22 protein-coding genes are annotated in these 21,365 nt (G+C 71.4%); 21 read left to right on the forward strand and 1 reads right to left on the reverse strand.

Going from position 1 to position 21,365, the window contains the following annotated elements:
- Nucleotides 1-15 precede the first annotated feature (15 nt).
- Nucleotides 16-867: a class I SAM-dependent methyltransferase gene (locus OG871_RS27575; RefSeq protein WP_371500289.1), complete on the forward strand. Its 852-nt coding sequence runs from the start codon at nt 16-18 to the stop codon at nt 865-867.
- 30 nt (nt 868-897) lie between these two features.
- Nucleotides 898-1,443 carry an AAA family ATPase gene (locus OG871_RS27580; RefSeq protein ID WP_371500291.1) on the forward strand — a complete coding sequence of 182 codons (546 nt, stop codon included), beginning with the start codon at nt 898-900 and terminating at the stop codon, nt 1,441-1,443.
- A 49-nt stretch (nt 1,444-1,492) separates the two neighbouring features.
- On the opposite strand, the gene lysS is transcribed toward OG871_RS27580, so the two are convergent.
- Entirely contained in the window at nt 1,493-3,157 is a 1,665-nt protein-coding gene (gene lysS, locus OG871_RS27585; protein ID WP_371500293.1) for a lysine--tRNA ligase, read from the reverse strand.
- A 652-nt stretch (nt 3,158-3,809) separates the two neighbouring features.
- On the opposite strand from lysS, the gene OG871_RS27590 reads away from it, so the two are divergent.
- The 19 genes from OG871_RS27590 (at nt 3,810) to OG871_RS27680 (ending at nt 21,289) form a co-directional block, all read left to right on the forward strand.
- Nucleotides 3,810-4,418, forward strand: coding sequence for a hypothetical protein (locus tag OG871_RS27590; RefSeq protein ID WP_371500294.1), 609 nt, complete (start codon nt 3,810-3,812; stop codon nt 4,416-4,418).
- Entirely contained in the window at nt 4,418-4,759 is a 342-nt protein-coding gene (locus OG871_RS27595) for a hypothetical protein (RefSeq protein WP_371500296.1), read from the forward strand. Before OG871_RS27590 ends, OG871_RS27595 begins: the two co-directional genes overlap by 1 nt.
- Nucleotides 4,759-5,229, forward strand: a complete 471-nt coding sequence (locus OG871_RS27600) for a hypothetical protein (protein ID WP_371500298.1) — start codon at nt 4,759-4,761, stop codon at nt 5,227-5,229. The genes OG871_RS27595 and OG871_RS27600 overlap by 1 nt, the downstream gene beginning before the upstream one ends.
- Before the next feature lie 111 nt (nt 5,230-5,340).
- Complete coding sequence (locus OG871_RS27605; protein WP_371500300.1) at nt 5,341-5,586, forward strand: hypothetical protein; 246 nt, start codon at nt 5,341-5,343, stop codon at nt 5,584-5,586.
- On the forward strand, nt 5,579-6,007 hold the full coding sequence (locus tag OG871_RS27610) for a hypothetical protein (RefSeq protein WP_371500302.1): 429 nt from the start codon (nt 5,579-5,581) through the stop codon (nt 6,005-6,007). The genes OG871_RS27605 and OG871_RS27610 overlap by 8 nt, the downstream gene beginning before the upstream one ends.
- 144 nt (nt 6,008-6,151) lie before the next feature.
- Complete coding sequence (locus OG871_RS27615; protein ID WP_371500304.1) at nt 6,152-6,718, forward strand: hypothetical protein; 567 nt, start codon at nt 6,152-6,154, stop codon at nt 6,716-6,718.
- A gap of 222 nt (nt 6,719-6,940) precedes the next feature.
- Nucleotides 6,941-7,315 (forward strand): hypothetical protein, encoded by a 375-nt coding sequence (locus tag OG871_RS27620; RefSeq protein WP_371500306.1) that lies wholly within the window; start codon nt 6,941-6,943, stop codon nt 7,313-7,315.
- Between the two features lie 175 nt (nt 7,316-7,490).
- Nucleotides 7,491-8,084 (forward strand): hypothetical protein, encoded by a 594-nt coding sequence (locus tag OG871_RS27625; RefSeq protein ID WP_371500307.1) that lies wholly within the window; start codon nt 7,491-7,493, stop codon nt 8,082-8,084.
- 5 nt (nt 8,085-8,089) lie between these two features.
- Nucleotides 8,090-8,359, forward strand: a complete 270-nt coding sequence (locus OG871_RS27630) for a hypothetical protein (RefSeq protein WP_371500309.1) — start codon at nt 8,090-8,092, stop codon at nt 8,357-8,359.
- Nucleotides 8,349-12,053 (forward strand): hypothetical protein, encoded by a 3,705-nt coding sequence (locus OG871_RS27635; RefSeq protein ID WP_371500311.1) that lies wholly within the window; start codon nt 8,349-8,351, stop codon nt 12,051-12,053. The genes OG871_RS27630 and OG871_RS27635 overlap by 11 nt, the downstream gene beginning before the upstream one ends.
- Nucleotides 12,053-12,886: a hypothetical protein gene (locus OG871_RS27640; protein ID WP_371500313.1), complete on the forward strand. Its 834-nt coding sequence runs from the start codon at nt 12,053-12,055 to the stop codon at nt 12,884-12,886. Before OG871_RS27635 ends, OG871_RS27640 begins: the two co-directional genes overlap by 1 nt.
- Before the next feature lie 14 nt (nt 12,887-12,900).
- Nucleotides 12,901-16,338 (forward strand): hypothetical protein, encoded by a 3,438-nt coding sequence (locus OG871_RS27645; protein WP_371500315.1) that lies wholly within the window; start codon nt 12,901-12,903, stop codon nt 16,336-16,338.
- Nucleotides 16,339-16,355: 17 nt separating this feature from the next.
- Nucleotides 16,356-17,063, forward strand: a complete 708-nt coding sequence (locus OG871_RS27650) for a hypothetical protein (RefSeq protein ID WP_371500317.1) — start codon at nt 16,356-16,358, stop codon at nt 17,061-17,063.
- Entirely contained in the window at nt 17,060-17,428 is a 369-nt protein-coding gene (locus OG871_RS27655; protein ID WP_371500319.1) for a hypothetical protein, read from the forward strand. Before OG871_RS27650 ends, OG871_RS27655 begins: the two co-directional genes overlap by 4 nt.
- Nucleotides 17,429-17,442: 14 nt before the next feature.
- Nucleotides 17,443-17,661: a hypothetical protein gene (locus OG871_RS27660; RefSeq protein WP_371500321.1), complete on the forward strand. Its 219-nt coding sequence runs from the start codon at nt 17,443-17,445 to the stop codon at nt 17,659-17,661.
- A 28-nt stretch (nt 17,662-17,689) separates the two neighbouring features.
- Nucleotides 17,690-17,932: a hypothetical protein gene (locus OG871_RS27665; protein WP_371500323.1), complete on the forward strand. Its 243-nt coding sequence runs from the start codon at nt 17,690-17,692 to the stop codon at nt 17,930-17,932.
- 132 nt (nt 17,933-18,064) lie between these two features.
- Nucleotides 18,065-18,382, forward strand: coding sequence for a hypothetical protein (locus tag OG871_RS27670; RefSeq protein WP_371500325.1), 318 nt, complete (start codon nt 18,065-18,067; stop codon nt 18,380-18,382).
- A gap of 304 nt (nt 18,383-18,686) precedes the next feature.
- Nucleotides 18,687-19,949, forward strand: a complete 1,263-nt coding sequence (locus OG871_RS27675; protein ID WP_371500327.1) for a recombinase RecT — start codon at nt 18,687-18,689, stop codon at nt 19,947-19,949.
- Between the two features lie 83 nt (nt 19,950-20,032).
- Nucleotides 20,033-21,289 carry a hypothetical protein gene (locus OG871_RS27680; protein WP_371500329.1) on the forward strand — a complete coding sequence of 419 codons (1,257 nt, stop codon included), beginning with the start codon at nt 20,033-20,035 and terminating at the stop codon, nt 21,287-21,289.
- The last annotated feature ends 76 nt before the right edge of the window (nt 21,290-21,365 follow it).

A 21,365-nucleotide genomic window follows, 5' to 3' on the forward strand; every position in this document is an offset into this window, starting at 1 on the left:
CACCGAGAGGACGACATGACCACCGCCACGGCCACCAACTGGCCCCTACGCACCGTGCCCCGCGCCGCCGCCGACGTGTGGGCCGCCAGCTACCCCGACTTCGTCGCCATGATCAACCAGACCAACGTCATGCCCGGCGCCCACGCGACCGTCAACACCTGGGCCCTGCACTCCCGCATCGACCGAGACAGCCACATCCTGGACGTCGCCTGCACCACCGGCTTCACCTCCCGGGAGCTGGCCCGCCTCACCGGCTGCACCGCCACCGGCTTCGACATCAACCAGGACTCCGTCGCCCTCGCCCGCTACAACCACCGCACCCTCGACCCCGCCCTGCGCCTCACTTACCGCCAGGCCGACGGCACCACCTTCCAGCCCGACCGCACCTTCACCCACATCGCCGTCGGCGCCGCCCTCGGCTTCTTCCCCGACCCACCAGCCATGGCGAAGCGCCTACTCGGCTTCCTCGACCACGGCGGATACCTCCTCGCCGCGCCCTTCTGGGCCCCCGACCCCCTGCCCGAGCACGTCGCCGCCGTTCGCCGCGACGTCTTCGGCATCACCAGCCCCATGGAGACGCGCGAGCAGGCCCTCGCCCTGTTCGCCGGGCTCGACGTCCTCTACCAGGCCGACCACCAGCTCACCGTCGAACCCGACGACGCCATGGAGCACTACTGCGCTTCCACCATCGACCGCACGTGCGCCCAGGCCGGCATCCGCGACCCCGCCGTCCGCAACGCCATGACCGACCGCCTGCGCCAGGTGAAGCAGGCCACCAACACATTGCGCCGCCACCAGCGGTACACGGTCCTGGTCCTGCGCTACGACTCCCGCACCTACCCCGCCCGCTATGTCGAGCAGTTCTGACCCCGCCCGCCCACAGAAAGGGGACATCGCGTGATCGTCTTCGTGAATGGGGCCTTCGGCGTCGGCAAGTCCACAACTGTCGGAGCCCTCGCCGCCCGACTGCCCCACGCCCTGGTCCTCGACCCCGAGAAGGTCGGACACATGCTCTGGGCCCAGCTCCCCCTGGACCTGCGAACCGAGGAGTTCGAGCTGGAGCCCGTCTGGCCGGTGCTGACCCACTGCCTGCTCGACCAAGCCGCTCGCTCCTACGATCGGCCGATCCTCGTGCCCATGACCATCGCCCGGCCCACTGTCTTCGCCCAGATCGTCCAGCCCCTACGCGACCAAGGCCACGAGGTGCGGCACTTCACGCTCCTCGCCGTACCTGCGACCATCCGGGGCCGCCTGCGCGAGCGCGGCGAAGGCCCCGACAAGTGGGGGCCTCTCAGCTGGGAGGGAAACCAGGTCGAACGCTGCCTCGAAAGCCTGCGCAGCCCACTGTTCGCCACTCATCTCGACACCGAACACCGCCCGGCCGATCAGGTCGCCGACGAGATCCTCGACCGCACCGGCCTGCAACCGCAGGCCGCACACTGAACAACGTGGCGGGGCGGAGCCGACCACGGCTCCGCCCCGCCGACACCCCTTACGCCACGGTCAGCAGCGACCTGATCCGGTCAGCCCCGAGCGCCAGCAGCAGCGTGGGAAGCCGCGGACCCGTGTCCCGGTCGACCAGGAGCTCGTACAGCAGCACGAACAGCTCCCGCTGCGACGCCTTCAGCTCCGGCGATGCCGGAGCGTCCAACGGCAGGCCAGCCTGAAGCTTCGGGACGCCGTACACCAGTCCCGTCAGCCCTGGCAGCGACCAGTGCTCGTCCAGGCCGTCAAGCAGCAGCTTGATTGCCTCCCGCTGTGACGGCGACAGCTGCTCCAGCCGTTCGTGGTCTGCCTCGTTACGAACCTGGGTGCGCTCCTCGGCCGAGACGTAGCCGTTCACCCAGGCCTGCGCCCGGTCTAGACGTGGCCGGGCATCGTCCAGCGAGGCCAATGGCTCGTCCCCGGCGAAGTCGCGCAGAATCCGCAGGGTTTGCTCTGGGTTCCCGGCGCTGATGTCAGCCACCGAAGCGAGCGTGCGGAACGGTAGCGCCCGCGGTGTGGACGGCAGCTGTCCGGCCGCTGTAGCAACGGAGCGCTCGCGTACGGCGACATCGAGCTCCGTGGCCGTGCCGGACTCCACCTTCCGCGCCAGCGCGTCCCACTCGTCGTAGAGCCGCAGGATCTCCTGGTCGAACGCCACCGTGATCGACTGCCGGGGCTGACGCCGCCCGTACAGCCACCGCATCACCGGCGCTTCCAGGATTCCCAGGGCGTCGGTCGGCGTGGGTGCCCCGCCAGCCGAACCGGACATCTTCGACATCCCGCTGATGCCGACGAACGAGTACCCGAGGTACGACGGCGGGTGGCCGCTGAAAACCTCGCGCACAAGCTGGGATCCGACGGTAAACGAGCTACCCGGGGAGGAGTGGTCAACGCCGCCGGCCTCGAAGGTCACGCCCTCGAACGCCCAGCGCATCGGCCAGTCGACCTTCCACACCAGCTTCCCGCCGTCCGCCTCCGCGAGGGCGAAGCCGTCCTGGTGACCGCACTCGCAGCGGTAGCGGATCGCCGTGCTGGCCTCGTCGAAGGACTCGACCGTGGTCGTGTCACGGCCGCAAACCGCGCAGTACGGCCGGTAGGGGTAGTAGCCGCCGCCGGCAGCCGCAACCTCGTCGGCCTCCTCCGCCTCATCCGGGGCGGTCTGCGTTGCCTTCTTCGTGCGGTATCGCCCGAGGACGGCGTCGATCTGTGCGCGGTGCCGCATCGCGTGCAGGATCTGCTCGCGGTACGCCCCGGAGGTGTACATCTGGGTCTGGCTGATCTCCTCCACTTCGACGCCCAGCTCCGCCAAGGCGGCGCGGAACGGGATCTTGAAGTGCTCCGCCCAGCTCTTGTGCTCGCCGCACGGGTCCGGGACCGAGGTGAGCGGCCGGCCGATGTGCTCGGCGAACGAGGCGGGCAGGCCAGCCGGTACCTTTCGCAGCCGGTCGTAGTCGTCCCACGACAGGATGTGTCGGCACTCCAGCCCGCGACGGCGCAGCTCGTCCGCGACGAAGTGCGGGACCATGATCTCCCGGAGGTTGCCCAGGTGGATCGGCCCGGACGGGCTGATACCCGATGCGCACACCAGCGGAGTCCCGTCACCACGGCGTTTGCCCTCGGCGATGACCTGGTCTGCCGCTGCGACCACCCAATCGCCCTGCTTCACGCCCATGTGCAAGATCCTCCAACTGATGGGTTTTCAGAGACTCCAAGGATATGGCCTGGCCTATCTGGCCTAAGCCAGATAGGCCACGCGTCAGCCACCGAATCTGTGGGCGTTCCCTAATGAGCCCAGCAGGGTGGATCACTCACACCACAGGAAGGCCGCGCTCGACGTCGCTGCCGTGGAAGGTTGCGTGGCTGGCCAGAGACACGGACTACGTGGCCAACCACTTAGCCGCCCTCCCGGGCACCGAAGTTGGGAGGCAGCCTTGGAGCGTGGACGGGCAGTGCCACGGCCCCTGCCCGCGGGGCACCGAACCGTGGTTGCCGGGCTGGCTGGCGCCCGGCACAGCATTCGACCCGGAGCCAGCGTCCATCGCTCCCCGAGAGTGGACGCGTGCTGACGGCGTGTCCACCTTGGAGGCCGCCCTTCGAGACCAGACACCAGGTGATCACCCGGGCGCTCCAGCTGTCCGCCCAGCCTTGGGGGTAAGGGGGTAGGAAGAACAAAGGAAGGATAAGGAAGGAAGGGGTTCCCCTCGGGAAACCCGTTGGGTTCCCCGGGGGGAACCTGCTGCCCTCCCGGCGGGACGCAAGCACGCCCACCTCCTACCGTCACCTCTAGTCGGTCCTATGTCAGGGGCCCTGAAGGAGGACACCCCATGACGGAGCTGATCGTCACGGAGGAGGACGTCGCCCGGCGTCTCGGCTACCCGGTGCCCGTAGCCGACGAGGTACGCCAGCGCATCGAGACCGCGATCGTGGACGCTCAGGACGCCCTCGTGGCTCATCTCGGGAGGCCGCTGCTCCCGGCGGAGTACACCGAGAACGGCGTTCACGCCAGCCCGGACGGCTTGGTCCTGCGCCACACCCCCGTGGTCACGGTCCTATCAGCGACCTCGGAGCCCAACTCTCCGCCCGGCGCCTTCGGCTTCGGCGCGCCCACCTACACCGTGCGGTACACAGCGGGCATCGATGCCCGCTCCAATCCGGAGACCGCCCCGCTGCGCCTGTGGCTGCGTGCCACCGCCTGCCAGCATCCGCTGCTGGCCGACGCACCCGCCCGACAGCGCCGCGTCTCCTCCGCCTCCGTCGAGGGTCAGTCCGTCACCTACGACACCGCCGTCGAACCGCCTGCGCTGCTCGCGCCCCCAGACCTGGCCACGACGGACCGATGGCGCCTGCGCGGCCGCCGGGTCTACCAGGCCCCAGTACGGCCCACCCCGCCCGGGCTCACGATCCGAGGCATCCCCGGCACGGGCGGCCTGTGATGGCCGTCCTGCTCGCCGACCGGCAGCTCGGCGTGCGCACCCGCGGCATGCCCCTACTCGACGCCTACGGAGACGAGACGACAGGGCCGCCCGGTGAACTGCGCGGCCCGTGGCCCGGCCGCGCTCAACCTCACACGGATGGCACCTGGCTTCTTGCCGTGGACCCGCGGGCGGGACGCCTGCTCGTCGGAGACATCGTGGCGGAGCCGGCCACCGGCGACGAGTGGACCGTGCTGACAGCCGACGAGCTGCGAAACGCGGTAGACCCAGCCCTCACCTACATGCGTGTGACGGCCCGGCCGCGGGCCGCAGGCGGCACCCGACCGGAAGGACACCCCTGATGGCACAGCTCGAACTGCCGCCCGACATCGCGGACCGGCTGGCCCCACTGCTGGCCCGGCGCGCAGAGCGCCTGGCGGAAGAGGTGGCCGTCGAAGCCCGGCGGCTGGCGCCCGGCGCGAAGACCTGGCACACACGTGAAGACGGGCAGGCACGCCCCAGTCACCGGGACGCTGACGGGCAGACCCGGCCTGCTCCGGTGCCGTTCAACGTGGGTGGTGCTCTGCTTGCTGGCCCTCGCGACCCGAGCGGGCCGATCGAGGAGACTGCCGGCTGCCGGTGCACAGTCACCGAGGACCCTGAGGCCGTTGCTGCGTCCATCACTGCGGGCAAGGCCGCCATTCGCGGCTCGCGTGCGGAGGTCCAGGTCGTTTGCGACTTCCCGGGCGCCGCCGATGCCGAGTTCGCGCAGGGGGAGGGCACGCACTTCATGAGCAGGGCCGCCGCGCAGGTCGCCACCCGCCACCGCTGACAGCACCCGCAAGGCCCGACGGCCGTGCCTCATCCGGCACGGCGGGACGGTAGCCGTCTCGGCTTGCTTTCCTTCGGCGGGTCATCCCATTCCGTCCTGAAGGAGCCCCCCATGGCCAGCAACGTCCGGATCACTCTCGCCCACCACCTGACCCGCGACGGCGCGGACCTGGCTCCCGGCGACGAGATCGAGGTGCCGCACCACGAGGCCAGGCAGCTCATCGCCTCGGGTTACGTGGCCGGCGCCGACCCGTCCGACCCGGAGGCCGTAGCGAAGGCCCTGGCGCCCGAGCCGTCCCGCAAGCAGCTCGCCGCCAAGCCCCCGGCGGACAAGGCCGAGGCCAAGCCGAGTGCGTGATCTCGCCTCCCTCGACGCCGAACTCCTCGTGGTGGACTGGCTGTCCAACCATGAGGAGCTGACGGGCGTGCTGGGCGGCAAGGGCCGGGTCGGGGCGCGCAATGCACCGCCCTACCCGCGTATCCGGATCACACAGATTCCCGGCGGAGCCGCCGCCGGCTGGCGCTGGCTCGGCACGTTCCACATCCAGGTGGAGGCCTTGGGCGATGTCGACCGCTCCACGGCCCGGCCCGCGCTGCGCTTGGCGTTCACCACGGCGGTGAAGGCGCTGCACGAGCTGACCGTGCGGCCCGCGCTGCCGGGCCAGCCTGTGGTGACCGCCGTACAGGCCCTGTCCACCGGCGGGTGGTTGCCCGAGCCGACCGGGCAGGGCCGGTACCTCGGGGTGGTGGCGCTGACGGCCCATCCCGCCGCCGGCTGAACCACGGGATTTCGCGAGTTCTGCGACAGCCCTACGCGCGCGGGCAAGGGGCCGCCCAGTCGGGGCGGGGACGGCGCGACGCTACGGCCGGCGGGCGCCTACGGTCCGGCACACCTACCGGTCCGCCCCGAGGAGAGATCGTTCGTGCCTACGGAGAGCATGTTCGTCGCCCAGATGGCGCGGCTGTACCTGGCGGTGCCGGGTACCGTCGCGCCCGCCGATCCGATCGTGGCCATGCCGGCTGCCTGGAAGGACGTGGGCTTGTTCAAGCCCGGGTCGCTGGAGTGGAACACCGATCCGAAGTTCGAGGAGATCAAGTCTCACCAGCTGCGGTACGCGGCCCGCACCATCCAGACTGAGGACGCGGCGACGGCCAAGGTCGAGCTGCAGGAGTGGAACGCCACCAACATCGTCGCGGTGTACGGCGGCGGCGCGGTCACTAGCGTCACCGCGGGCGGGAAGACGTTCTACCGGTACACGCCGCCCGCCGTGGGCGGCCGTAACCAGTTCGCCGCGGTGATCGAGCTGATCGACGGGGCCAAGCACTACCGGCGGATCGTGCCACTGTGCGAGCAGGTGGCCTCGGTCAACCAGAAGTTCCCCAACGACGCGGAGTCCACGCTGCCGCTGGAGCTCAAGGTCATCGGCGGCGCCGTCGGCGACCCCTGGTACGACCTTACCGACGATCCCGGCTTCGCCCCGGCAGCCTGACCAGCCTTCCTGTCAACGAAGTTGGCGTTCTTGTCGCTGTGCCCACAAGCCACCCGTGCGCCTACTGTGGTGTGTGTCAGCCCGACCGCCCCTACCCCCCAGGGTGGGCCTGGCTGCAATCCGCGAAGCCCCGGCCCACCCCCCCGGCCGGGGCTTCGCTGTGCCCAGCACCGGCCGCCGCCGCAGAGGCTGGCCGGACCACAACAGGCATGGGGAGGAATCATGGAACTGCCCTACCCGGAAGGGACGTTCGTCCGGCTGGACGAGGAGGCCGGGTACACCCGGTTCGGTACGCTCGTGCACCTGGCGCCGGGCTGGTACGGCATCCAGCAGCGCCTGGGCGGCCGGGTCGAGGCGATCGCGTCCGGAAGCGCACGGATCCGGCCGTGGGCCCGCAGGCGGGTGAGGGTCTTCTACACCGAGTCGTGCATGTGCGAGTGGGGCCCGCGCGGCCCCGGCTGGCGGTGGCACTCGGAGACCGACGGGTGGGCCGGGAAGGACGAGTGGCGGGAGCGGCTTTACACCACGCAGTCCGAAGCGCTGGGAGCCGCGCTGGAGTGGCTGCGCACCGAGTACGCGGCCCTGAAGCCCGCGTAGGCCGCCGTCAGCGGTCGATCTGCACCCGGGAGGGGGTCACCCCAGGCGTGGCCCCCTTCGCCGCGTTCACGGGCCGCCTCGTCCCCTGCCCGGCCAGCGTCTCGGGGCGACGCTAACCCCGGGCCGCTCCTAGCGTCTGCGGCGATCACTCGCCCGACAGACCGAGGAGCCCTGAATGCCCGGGATCGATCTGGACGCCGCGCGCAAGCGCCGTCTGGCCGCCGCCGCCGACAAGGCGCGCGCTGCGAAGGCCGAGTACACCGTCGGGGAGGAGCCGATCATCCTCGGCGGCGCCCAGGTGGCCGTCCTGCCCGCCGAACTGCCCCTGGAGGTGTGGCAGCCGCTGATCGGGGTCCCGTACCTGCCACTGCTGCTGCGCAAGCTGGTGGAGGCCGCCCAGTCGAAGGGCGAGCAGCAGGCGGAGGCCGCCGGCCTGATCGTGGATGTCCTCGGCTCCGAGCCCGGCCTTCCGTCCGACCTGATCGCCGCTGCGGGGGAGATGGGCCGGCGACTGCTCGGTGAGGACGGCTACACGCGGCTCATGGCCGAGCGGCCCAGCCACTCCGATGTGCTGGAGCTGGTGCGCTTCGCCTGGACGAAGTACATGGGCGGGGGTGCGGGCCTGGGGGAACTCATCGGGCCGTCCGAGACGCCTTCGAACGCTGGGACGACCTCGAAGCCGACCTCCAGCGCTTCTACCACCTCGACGCCCGGGGCGTCTGGCGACGGCCCGGTGACCCTGGATTCCTCGGCACCCGCCGCCTCCTGACCCTGATGCGGGGACTGCCGGCGGAGGCGCTGCTGCGCCGCGACGCCGGCGAAGTCGGTTCCGATCGCTGGGGCCTGACACAGGAACTCCTCGCGCAGGCCGTCGAGCTGATTTCGGTGATGGCGGCGGAGCGCCGTCTGCGGCAGCCGGTCGAGCTGCCCCGCCCGGCCCATCTGCGGGCCGGCCACACGCAGGGACACGACGCGGACGGGATTGCCCGTGCGGTCGCTGTCCTGCGCGGCACTACCAGGAAGGTGCCCCGCGGTGACGGATGAGATCGACTCCGGTCGCCTGGTCGTCCAGGTCGCCGCTGATTCATCCGGGTTCGCGCAGGACGCGCGGGCCCGAGTGGATGCGGCGACCCGCAACCTGCGCGCGCGGGTGCGGTTGGAGCCCGACACCGCCGGGCTGCGCCAGCGGATGCAGGCCGCCGCCCAGGCTGCCCGTGCCCGGATCAAGGTCGCGGTCGATGCCGACACCTCGGGCCTGGCCGAGAAGATCCGGGCAGCGACCGCCCGGGGCGCCCACGTGCGGGTGGGCGTCGCGTTCGACACCGGCAACCTGCGCCGCCGAGTCGAGGTGGCCGTCGAAGCCGCCACCAACACGGTCAAGGTCGGCCTCGACGTCGACACCGCTGGGCTGCGCTCCCGGGTGCGGGCAGCGCTGGCCGGCTTGTCCGTCAACGTCCGGGTCGAGGTCGACACGACTGCCGCTGCCGCGCGGGTCGCCGCGTTTCGCACGACGGCGGGCCGCCCGCTGGACATCCCGATCAACACCGGCGGAGGCGGCGCGGGCGGAGGCCTCGCCGAGGCCGCCGGGGGGCTGGGGTCCACCATTGCCGGGCTGATGCGCCTGCCCGCGATGGCGTCCGGCGCGCTCGCGCTCGGCCAGGCGCTCACCCAGGCAGCCGGTGGCCTCTTCGCCATGGGCGCGGCCGCCGCCCCTGCGGTCGGACTGCTTGGTGCGCTCCCCGGAGCGATGAGCGCCGCGGCCCAGGGAGCTGGCACCATCGTGGCCGCGTTCAGCGGCATCGGCGCCGCCGTGAAGGCTCTCGGGCAGGCGGACACCCAGGCCGCCGGAGCCTCCAGCGCCGCCGCGCAGGCACGGCAGGCCGCCGCTGACCGCGTCGCGGACGCCCAGCGCCGCCTCGGTGCGGCGCAGCGTGACGCCGACGAACAGGCCCTGAGCGGAGCCGAGCACGTTGCGCAGGCCCGCCGCCGCCTCGCGGACGTCCAGGAGCAGGCTGCTGCTGCCGTGGCCGCCGCCGACCGCCAGCTGGCGGCGGCCGAGCTGACGGTCACCCGCGCCAACCAGGCGGCGACCCGCGCGCAGGAGGCGCTGAACGACGCCCGGCGGGATGCTCAGCGTTCTCTGGAGGACCTGAACCGGGACGCCGCCCGGGGGCCGCTGGAGGAGCAGAAGGCGTTGCTCAGCCTGGAGCAGGCCCGCTCCCGGCTCAACGAGGTCAACACCTCGCCGTTCGCGTCCGAGACCCACCGGCGCGAGGCGCAGATCGCCTTCCAGGAGGCCACCAACCAGCTCGAGGACGTCCGGGTCCGCAATCAGCGGCTCGCCGAGGACGTCAAGAAGGCGAACCAGGAAGGCGTCGAGGGCAGCGATCAGGTCACCGCTGCTAAGCAGGAGCTGACCCGGGTCCAGGAGGAGGAGCAGGACGCCGTCCGGGGTGTCCAGGACGCGGAGCAGCAGGCGGCCCGCGCCCGCGTCGAGGCCGTCCGGGAAGTCCAGGACGCCCACGCCGAGCTCGACCGCATTGTTCGCGACGCGGAGCGTCAGCAGAAACGTTCCGCCGAGCAGATAGCGGACGCCCAGCGGGACGTAGCGCGGGCACTACGCGACCAAAGCCAGGCCTTGGCCTCCGGCGGCACGGCGGCCAACGCGGCCGCCGCCGCGCTCGACAAGCTGTCCCCGGCCGGGCAGCGCTTCGCCCGCTTCCTCCAGGGCACCGTCCAACCGGCCCTGCGGGGGCTGCGGGACACCGCGCAGGAAGCGCTCCTGCCGCCGCTGGAGACGGCCATCACCCGCGGCCTGCAGCTGCTGCCGATCTTCAACAGCGCGCTCGCACAGACCGGGCAGGTACTCGGGCAGGTCGCGATCCGGGGGGCGGAGATGGTCACCTCCGGGCCTTGGCGCGCGGACCTGGCGCAGATCGCCGCGACCAACACGCGGGTCATCGGCTCGCTTGCCACCGCCGGCCTGAGTGCGGCCGATGTGCTGCGCAACATCACGGTCGCGGCCGGGCCGCTGGTGGAGCGCCTGGCCGGCGCCGCCGAGCGCGGCATGGCCGCTGCCGCGGCCTTCGTGCGGGCCGGCCGGGACGGCGGCCAGCTCGGCACGTTCTTCCAGCGCGCCGGGGACACCGGCGCGCAGCTGTGGGGCATCCTGCGGGACATCGCGGTCGGTGTCTTCCACATCGGCCAGGCCGCCGCCCCCGCTGGCCAAGCCCTGCTCACCTCCCTGGCCAGCGCTGCCAGCAGCTTCCGCACACTGACCGGCGAGGGAGAGACACAGGCCAAGCTCGCCGGGTACTTCGCCAACACCGTCCCCGTCGTCCAGGAGATCGGCCGCCTGGTCGCGGCCGTCGGCGTCGCCTGGTTCAACTTCACGAACAACCCCAGCCTCGCGCCGCTGATCGCCCGGCTGCGCACCGAGTTCCTGCCCGCAGTCATGCAACTCGCCGGGGCGCTCGGCAACGGCCAGCTGTGGGGCCAACTGCTCAGCCTGATCACGTCAGTGGCGAACATCGCCGCTGAACTCGGCGGCCTCGGCAACACCCTGTCCGGATTCCTGTTCGTCATACAGGCCGTCGCGTCCGCCGTGGAGGTACTGCTGTCGATCCCCGGCATGGGCGCGTTCGTGTCCGCGCTCCTGACGATGGCCGGCGTCGCAGCCGGGATCACGGCCGTCTCGAACGCCATCGGCGCCGTCCGCATCGCGATGCTCGCCCTCTCGGCGAACCCCGTGATGCTGATCGTCGCGGCGGTCGCTGCCCTGGTGCTGGCCTTCGTAACGGCCTACCAGAAGTCCGAGTGGTTCAGGAACGTCGTCAACGGCGCCATCGGCGGCCTGGTCGACGGTATCCGCTTCGCGATCGACGGCCTGGTCGGCTTCGTGAAGTGGATCTGGCCCACCTTGTCGGGGATCTTCGCCACGCCGATCCGCTTCTGGGTGAACACCGTCTACGACGGCGGGATCCGCAAGCTGTGGAACTGGATCGCAGACAGCTTCGGCCTGGGCAAGCTGCCCAGCTTCACCGTCGGCTTCGCCCGAGGCGGAGTCGTGCCCGGCTACGCCCCAGGCCGCGACACCGTGCCCGCCATGCTCTCGCCCGGCGAAGGCGTCCTGATCCCGCAGGCCGTGCGCCAGCTCGGCGGCGAAGGCGGCATCACCGCGCTCAACGATGCCGCGCGCGCCGGACGCCTTCAGCAGGCCAGCGCCCCAACGCAGGGATTCGGCCTGGGCGGCATCGTCGACTCCGTCTCGGACCGGCTGCGCGGCTGGGCCGCCGGCGCCCTGGCCAAGGCGCTCAACCCGATCCGCAGCTGGTTCAACTGGATGCCCGACAACGCATGGGGCGACATGCTGCGCGGCATGGTCAACCGGGCCGTGGACGGAGTGCTGTCCTTCGTGCGCGGCTACGCCACCGGCGGCGTCGTACCCGGCTACGCCCCAGGTCAGGACAGCACCCTGGCCCGCCTGTCCCCTGGAGAAGGCGTCCTCACCCCGCAGGCCGTACGGGGCCTCGGCGGCAGCTCCGCCGTCGGCGCGATCAACGCCGCCCGCGGGCAGCTCGCCGACGGCGGCCAAGGCGACCGGATCGGCACCGTCATCTCGCCCGGAGCGATCGTCCAGTACATCACCAACCCGGCGCCCGAGAGCCCCGGGGAGACCATCAACAACCGGCTGCGGGCCCTCGCCTCGTTCGGCCTGTTCGACAAGGAGAGCGCCTGATGGCCCGGGAACGCTGGCTGGTGGACGGCTACGAGCTCACCGACGGGCTGGTGCGGGACGTGGAGTACCGCACCGGCCTGTCCACGACCCCCGCCGTTGTTGGCGCGAACGCCGCCGTGCCCAACCGCATCGGGGAACTGTGGAGGCCCAAGCACCACGGCCCCGGCAAGTTCACCCTCGCCCTGTGGCTCGCGCCAGCCTCCGGCGGCTGGGCCGACGTCGAGCGCGCCTGGGAGGACCTGCTCCGCGCGCTGGTGCGCCCGCACCGGCTGCTCACCTTCGAACGGCACACCGCCGCCGGACAGATCCGCCGCTGCCAGGGCGAGGTGCTGTCCTCGCTGGCACCCACCCCGCTCGGCCAAGGCGGCATGCGGGTCGGTGTGGAGGTGAACGTGCCCGCCGGCTACTGGGAGTCCGCCGACATCGCGTTCGAGGCCACCGTCCCCGGAGCGGCCCTGCCGCAGGACCTCACCCTCACGCCGTTCGCGGACGCCACCGCACCCATGGAACAGCTCGCCTACCGCATCACCGGGCCGATCACCGCGCCCACCGTCACCGACACCACCGACGGGCCCGGCCGCTACGGCGACTCCTTCACCTACACCGGGCAGATCGCCGCCGGCCAGTCCCTCACTGTGGACTCTGCCACGTGGCAGCTGACCGGCGCCGGCGGCCTCGTTCCCGACCCCGCCCGGCTTACCAACTCCGGGCCCGCGTTCCTGCGCCTCGCCCCCGGCCGGCCCGGCAGCCCGCCGAGCGTGCGCCTGTCCGGAACCAACGCCGGAGCCGGCACCCAACTGACCGTCACCGGCCGCCGCGCCTACCTGACCTGATACCGGAGCACATCGTGGCCGTCCACCTGCGTGTCTACAGCCCGAGCGGGCCCCTGCTCGGGCTGCTGCCCTACCCGAGTGCCCTCAAGGTCCAGGCCGAGCACAACGGGCCCGGCAGCCTCGCCTTCTCCTACGCCCGCAACGCCCCCGGCGCCGCGCTGCTGGCAGGCGACGACCCGCGCATCGCGCTCGTCATCAACGGCACCGAACGGCCGGAGCGCTACCTCCTGGAGGACGACGGCGACGACCCGGCAGACGGCGGAGGCGAGGCCCGGCCCATCCAGATCGGCTGCCGCGGCGCCCTCGCGCTGCTGGAACGCGCTCTGATCTACCCGGTCGGGCACACCCCGGGCGCGTCCGTCATCGGCCTCGACCCGCACTTCCCGTTCGTCAACGCCAGCCCCGGCGCGATCCTCGCCACGCTCCTGCAGCGCGCCCAGGCACGCGGCACGCTGCCCGAGGTGTCATGGGACTTCACCTCCGCGGTCGACAGCGCTGGGCGGCCCTGGCCCACCACCTACACCGCGCAGTACGACGCCGGCGGTGACCTACTCAAGACACTCTCGGCCATCACCGGCGCCGGCTGGGCCGACGTGCGCATGGAGGGCTACCAGCTGCGCGCCTATGTGCCCGACACGGTCTGCGCCACCGACCACCCCGGCATCGTGCTCTACCTCGGCCGTGACGTCCTCAAGGGCCCCCGCCAGCGCTCCCGACGCGCCGTCCGATCCCACCTGCTGGCCGCCGGCGACGGAGGCGCCCTCGCCGAGGTGGTCGACGCGACCGCTGCCGCCCGCTACGGCCGCCGAGAGGCGTTCGACGGACGCGGAGGCATCACCGACGCCGCCACCCTCGCCGAACTCGCCCGCGTCACCCTCGGCGGCCTCACCACGGCCGCCGAGGGCTTCACCATCGAACTCGACCCGGCCGCCACCCAGCACGACCCCGGCATCGACTACCAGCCCGGCGACTACATCCGGTACGACCAGCGGCGCACCGACCCGGCCACACTGGAGCCCCTGCGGGTGCGCACCATCGCCACCACCTACGACGAGGGCGGCCTGCCGACCAGCTCCCTGGAGCTGAACGACGTCTTCGTGGAGCAGCGCATCCGCATCCAGCGGCGCCTGGACGCCCTCACCAACGGTGCCGCGTCCGCTTCCCGCACGCCCCTGCCGCCACTCGGCGACCGCAACGACATCGTTGCCCCTAAGCCGCCGGCCGCCGTGCTGGTCGGCTCCTGGGCCTACCTGGACGCGGAAGGCCAGCAGCAGGCCGCCCTGGCCGTGTCCTGGCCGAAGGTCACCGAGAACGCCGACGGCACCGCCTACGACGACGCCGGGAACTACTACGTCTCCTACCTGCTGCCAGGCCTGCCGATCGGCGGCCGCGTTCCTGAGTGGTCCCCGGAGCAGGCCGTCAACGGCACCGTCGCGCACTACGACCAGCTGCCCGCAGACCAGCGCGTCCGGGCCCGGGTGCGCACCGTGGACGCCTCCGGTAACTCCTCCGGCTGGCAGGAGTCCGAGGAGATCATCCTCGCCACTGACACCACGCCTCCGCCGGTGCCGTCCAAGCCCATCCTGGCCCGGCTGATCGGCGGCATCCGCGCCACCTGGGACGGCCTCGGCGCGCAGAGCGAGGCGATGCCCGCCGACTTCGCCGCCCTCGAGGTCCACGCCTCCACCGCCGCCGGCTTCACGCCGACGGCGGCCACGGTGATGGACCGGCTGACCGGTGCGGCCGCGGCCCCAATCACGGGCCTCGCCTACGGCACCACCTACTACCTGAAGTTCCGCGCCGTCGACCGTGCGGGCAACGCCTCCGCGCCATCCGCCGAGGTCTCCGCGATCCCGGACACGGTGATCGGCTCCGACCTCGCCGACAAGATCCTCACAGCAGGTAAGTGGGCCGACGTCGAACGTGCCAGTCTTCAGACCAGCTTCTTCACCGGGTTCGCCTCCGATGACCCCCGGTGGGTGAAGACCGCCGGCGACGCCACCGCGACATGGAGCACCGTCGCCCGGGCGGATGCGCCCACCGGGGCCCGGGCATTGGAAGCCCGCAAGGTGGTCCGCCTGGAGTGGTCGGAGAACCTACTCCTCGACCCGAACATCCTCTACCGCGTCTCGGTGCGCGTGCGGCAGACCGCCGGCACCGCAAGCAAGGTCTCCGCAGGGGTGACGGGAATCGCGGCCGACGGCACCACCCGCATCAACACGGCTGGCGCGGACACCCCAGATCTCGCGTTCTACATCGCCGCGAACAACACGGTCCTTGTGCCGGGCGGTGGCTGGGTGACACTCACCGGGTTCCTCAAGGGCTACGGGCCGGTGGCCGGTCCGTTCTGGAACACCCAGCCCGACCCGCAGAAGCCCACGACATTGCACCCGAACGTGCGCTACGTCCGGCCGCACATGCTCCTGAACCTCGACGGCGGTACGGCAGCCATCACCGAAGTCGACATGCTGACCGTCGAGGCGCTTGAGTTCCCGCCGAACATCATCGGAGCCGTTCAGATCGCTGACGCCACGATCGTTGGCGCGAAAATCGCGCTGGCGACCATCCAGGACGCGAACATCGGCACCGTCTCCGCGAGCAAGCTGACGGTCGGCCAGCTCAAGGCCGACGTCACGGTCTCCGCCCGCATCAAGACGGCCGAGAGCGGCGCGAGGGTCGAACTGAACGCCGGTGGCATCGGGGCGTGGAACGCGGCCGGCGTGCAGACCGTCTCCATCGCGGCGGGCGACGGCTCCGTGAAGATCGTCGGTGGTCTGTCGAGCGGCGTGAGCGGCCAGCGAATCGAGATCAACCCCGGCGGCGGCCTGCCCGAGATCCGCTTCTTCCCGACCAGTGGTGCCGACTACGCCTTCATCAACGCCATCGGCGGCAACAACGGGAGCGCCTACATCGGGTTGAACAGCGGCAGCTTCCGGCTCCGCGACCAGGACGCCGCGTTCCGTCTCTACCTGACCGACTACGTATCCACCCTGGAAACCATCCGCACCGACAACCAGACACCCTGGGGCGGAGCCCTGCGTATGTCAGGGGACGGTGCTGCCCTCGTCTATCTGACGGAGAACACCCGGCACGGCTATGTCTACGTCACCGATCGCGGGGCCTGGCTCGGCCGGCGCAACGACGACGACTCCTACAGCGAGTTCTGGATCGACAACTCCGCCGTGCAGTACCGCGGTACCTGGGCGAACTACTGGGCAGCCGGCGACGACTACGGCCTGTTCACCGGCACCGTGCAGATGAACAACTGGGCGGCCATGTCGCTCGCGTACGGCCCAACGATGCGCTCGGACATGGTTCCGATCGCGACCTTCCGCGACTCGCAGGCACTGCGCCAGTGGCAAGTCGTCGCGAACACCCGTACTGGCTTCACCGTAGGCCTCAACTCGACCAGCGGAGACGGGAGCCTCGGGTTCTGGTGCTACCGCATCTGACAGACGAAGGAGACGACATGCCCGAGCAGTACGAGATCATCGAAGCGACCCGGACCCGTATCGGGCCAACCGATTGCTGGCAGGTGCGGCAGCGACGGACGGACGGCGAGCACCACGTCACCGTCTTCCCGGCCGCCACGCTGGAATGGCGAGCAGCCGAGTACGACCTCGACCACACCACCGAGGCCGGCCTCAACCAGATCCTCGACATCGTCCTGCACGAACCCTTCCTCCCGGACCCGATCGAGCACCGCGCCCAGGACCCCGCCGCCGCCAAGGGCCTGACCGCCCCCTCCACCCAAGCGATCCACGGCCTGAGAATCGGCGACGAAGCCCCCATCACTCTGCACAATGCGCCCGACCGGGCCGCAGCCCGCGCCGCGCACCTGGAACGGATCGAGCACGCCAAACGCACCCGCGTCCACGTCGTCGCGCCCATCCCGCCCCGAGGCAAGCACAACACAGGACAAGCCGCAGCACGGTCGGCCCCCGACCCGCTTGCCGTGATCCGCGCCGACCACGGCATCACCTCCGAAGGAGTCGCCGCCAAAAGGGCCATGGTCGAGCAGGCCCGCCAGCAACTCGCGGCGCCCTTGGCCGACACCCCGCCCGCGCCCGGCACGCCCGCGAGCTTCCCCGAGACCTTCGGCACCCCCATGTGGGACGCTGCCGTGCCCCGGCGCAACGAGGCCCACCGAGACAGCAGGGGAGAGAACCCGGCATGAGCGAAAGGCCGACCCCCGACCAGCTGGACCACCTGCTCGGGCACGCCGAGAGCCGCCGCCTGAGCCCCATGGAGGCAGCCAGGCTGCGCGCCGGCGTCCGGCAGCTGCGCGAGCAAGCGGCCGGAGCCGAGGCATGGGCCCAGCACTGGCTCCACCAGGCCGCGAGCCGCACCACGGAAGCCGACCGCGCTCGGGCACTCCACCGCCCGCAGGCCCTCGCCGGACTCCCCACCGGCCGCTGCGCCGACTGCCAGGAGCCGACACCCTGCCCCACCGCCCAGGCGCTGCCTGTCCGCATCCGCTGGGAGGAGACCTGCGCCTGCCACCCGGAATGCCCAGCCAACACCCCACGCCCCACCTCATGAAGGAGACGCCCCCGATGGACCGCGCCAGCGACCCGATCACGGTCGACGCCGAGCCCTACATCGCCCGCCTCGGCGCCCAGCTGACCGAGGCCTGGGGCAAGGCCCAAGCCGAGCTCGCGCTCGCCCGCGAGGAGAACGCCGTCCGGGCCGCCCGCGAGGCCGCCAAGGACCAGCGGATCACGGATCTCGAGGCCGCTCTGGCCGAGCTGCAGAACACCTCGACGCGACCGTAAGCACCGCCCCGTCCTACCGTCCCCGGCTGTGGAACAGCCCCCGGACGGCCAGCAGCCCGCAGCTGGCCGACGACACCGACGGAGGACCAGATGGCGCCAGATCACCGGGCTGACGACACTGCGGGACGCGGTCCTGTTCCTGCTCGGCATGGCCGTGATCGTCCGGGAGGTGTGGACCCCTCCGGCGGACCCGAGCGTGATCGTCACTGGCCTGACCCTGGCCGGCCTGCCCGCCGCGCTGTCAAGGGACGAACGGCCACCCCGCGAGTAACCGAACCGGCCAGCCTCCTGGCCCGCTACCGGTTCACCAGCCGCTACCTGGCCAGCGCCGCCATCGCCCTGATTGCCACCTGGCCGCTATGACCGCCAAATCCGACCCGCACACCACCAGCACCCGGGAGAGATGACCGTGAACGACCTCCTCAACGACACCGAGGCGTGGGGCCTGCTGCTCGGCGCCATCACCCCCTGGGCCACCGCCTTCATCCAGCAGCCGCACTGGACCAAGCCGGTACGCGCCGTGGTCGGCGCCGTGGCCTCCGCAATCGTCGGCATCGTCACCGTGCTGGCCCGTGGTGACATCGCGCATGCCCAGACCGCACTGACCACCGTGGCGCTGGCAGTCGTGGCGTCCAAGACGTTCTACGACGGCCTGTGGCAGCACGCCGGGGCCGGTGCACTGGAGCGTGCGACCGCCCCGGACCGCCGTTCCGGTTGGTAATCGGCCTTCGGCTGGCGCCGACCGTACCCTAGAGTGAAGATGTGGCCGCCGGGCCAACCGACCTCGTGCTCTGGCAACCAACCCTTCGGGGCTGTCTCCTTATCAGGGGAGCGCGAGGAACCGGGCGGGATTCGCACCCCGCGGGCTCGGCGGCCACTCTTCCTAATCTCCAGTCTCCGCAGCTGATTTGGCCACGTGGTGGGTGTTCCCACGGGCGTCCCCGGAGCGGGAGGGTGGACGCAGGCAGCCTCACCGGGGCCTGCGAACCCCGGTGCCGCCACGGAGATAAGGAAGGCACCTCACGGTGACAACTACCCAGCAGGACAAGCCTGCTGCCGCCCGGCAGGATGCGCCGGCCGCGCCCGAGCCGATCACGCCGCTCAACGACAACCGCGCCGAGATGGCGATCCAGACCGCTGACCAGGTCCTGGAGATCACCTCCGATCAGCGGTTCTGGACCAAGGCGCAGAGATCGGCCCTCGCCTCGATCGGACTCAAGGACGCGCCTACCCACGAGCAGGTCGCGTTCTTCCACATCTGCAAGAGCACGGGCCTGGACCCGTTCCGCCGCGAGATCTACTACATCGCGCGCAAGCGCAAGGTGTACAACAAGCCCGACGAGCTGTTCTACACCGCCCAGACCGGCATCGACGGGTTCCGGCACATCGGCCAGCGCACCAAGCGCTTCATCCGGCGCCAGGGCCCGTTCTGGACCGGCCCCGAGGACGACCCGAAGTGGTGGACCGAGGGCGAGGACGGTATCAACCGCCGTCGGTGGGTTGATGTCTGGCTCGGCGACGGGCCTCCGGCCGCCGCCATGTGCCGCATTGAGCACTACAGCATCGCGGGCGACCGGACGGTCTCTCAGGCTGTCGCCCTGTTCAAGGAGTTCGCCGTCACGAAGGACGAGTGGACCAGGGATCCGTTCTCCGGCGATGGCGCGAAGACCGGCAACAAGATCCTCTCCGGACTCTGGCCGGTGATGGGCACCCACATGATCGGCAAGGTCGCGGAAGCTCAGGCGTGGCGTGTCGCGTTCCCCCGTGAGCTGACCGGTATCTACGAACACGACGAGATGGGCCGGGCGGACGCCGCGCAGCGAGAGCTTGCCCGTGACGAAGGCGCAGCGCGCCGACGCGCTGCCCGCTCGGAGGCGTCCCAGCCCGGCCCGGTGGTCATCCGAGGCACCGTGGTGGAGAGCACAACAGCGGACAGCGCCCCAGGAGCCGACCCGGGCGGGGACCAGCAGCCGAGTCCGGCACAAGATGACACCGCCGGGCCGCCGACACTCGAAGAGCTCCGCGCGGAAGTGCGCGCCTACGCGGCTGCCCTCGGCAGGAACGTCACCCAGATCACCCGGCGCTGGCGCGAATCCAACGGCAAGAACACCACCGAAGCCACACCCGAAGAACTGAGCCAGCTCCTCCACGGGCTTCGAGACCACGCCGTCGCCGCGCTTCGCGAACACAACGAGGACGCCGCGCAGTACCTCGCCGACGGCGGCATGCTCGTTCGCCAGAACCCCGACCACCGCGCGTGGGGTCGCCGCGCCGCCGATCAGGCCTGAGCGCCACCACCTACCCGCAGGCCGGCCAGTCGCCCTCGCGCGGCTGGCCGGCCTGCCCACCTTCGGGAATCACCTTGGACCCCTTGCTCATTCAGCGTGCCCGCGAACTCGCGGCCGCTGCCACCACCATCGGCCCCCGCATGCTGCCCTGCCGCTGCGGCGCTCCTCGCCACGTCCACCGAGGTAGGAAGCGCTCCGGCGGCCACGCCCCAACTGCATGCGGACGGTACCGCCGCGATCCGGCGGACCTCCTGCGGGAACGCGCCCAGGTCGGCACCGGGCGCAGCCTTGGACAGGATCTCGCCGAGTACGACCGCACACGCCGGCGTAGCCGCCGTGCTCCCCGGCCGAAGGGGCACTGGTCGATCGGGGCCTCCGACACCACGTCCTGCCGCAAGGCTATCTGGTACCGGGAGAACCCGCCCCCCGGCTACACCCCGGCGCCCACCGACCGGCGCGCGGCGACCGCCGGGATCCTCATCCACGACTCGGTTGCCGTACGGCGCCGCGCGCTCTACCCGTGGCGGCTGTACGAGCAGCGCGTCACCTTGCCGGGACTCGACCGGCCGAGCCGTTACGACGAGTACGACCCGATCACTGGCGTCCTGTACGACTTCAAGACCGCCGGGGACTGGCAGTGGTCCCAGGTCGGTGAGAAGGGCCCGGCCGAGGAGGTCTGGGACCAGGCGCAGCTGTACGCCCTCGCCCTGGTCTTGGCAGGCGAGTTGGTCCGGGAGGTGCGGATCATCTACTTCGAGCGCAAGAGCGGCGCGGACGAGGAGTTCGCGAGGCCCTACGACGAGAACGCGGCCAGGCGCGCGCTGGCCAGGCTGATCGCCATCGCCACGGCCCTCGACCTCGGCACCGAGCTGCCCCGCGACCGATCCGGCCCGAGCAACGACCCGATCTGCCGGCGGTACTGCCCAGCCCGCATCCACTGCTGGAACATGGCCGGCGCGGAGAAGGCAGGCCGGTCCCCGGAGTCCTACACGCTCATCGCGGACAAAGCCGACATCGAGTGGGCGTTGGCGGACTACGACCGGCATCGGGCCGCGAAGTCCGACGCTGACAAGCAGCAGTCCATCGCCAAGACCCTGCTGGAGGGCGTGCCCTACGGCACCTACGGCGAGTACGAGTACGTCCGGACGGGCGGGCGTCTCAAGGACCCGGAGCCGGACCTGACGGCCCGCGTGCGGCAGCTGGAGGCGTTCTGGGACAACCCGCCCGGTGAGCGTCCGTCCCTCGCAGAGCTGGACTACCCGACGAAGCAGGGCCGGACCGGCGGCCGCGATGAGGTCCGGCGTGTCCGGGCGGCGAAGCGCGGCAGCAAGGGCACGTAAGAACGCCAAACGCGGCGCGCGCGGTCGGGCCTCTGTGGCCTGGCCCGCGCACCCCCGCCGGCACCTGCCGCCCCGG

The organism is Kitasatospora sp. NBC_00374, assembly GCF_041434935.1.
Lineage (GTDB): Bacteria > Actinomycetota > Actinomycetes > Streptomycetales > Streptomycetaceae > Kitasatospora.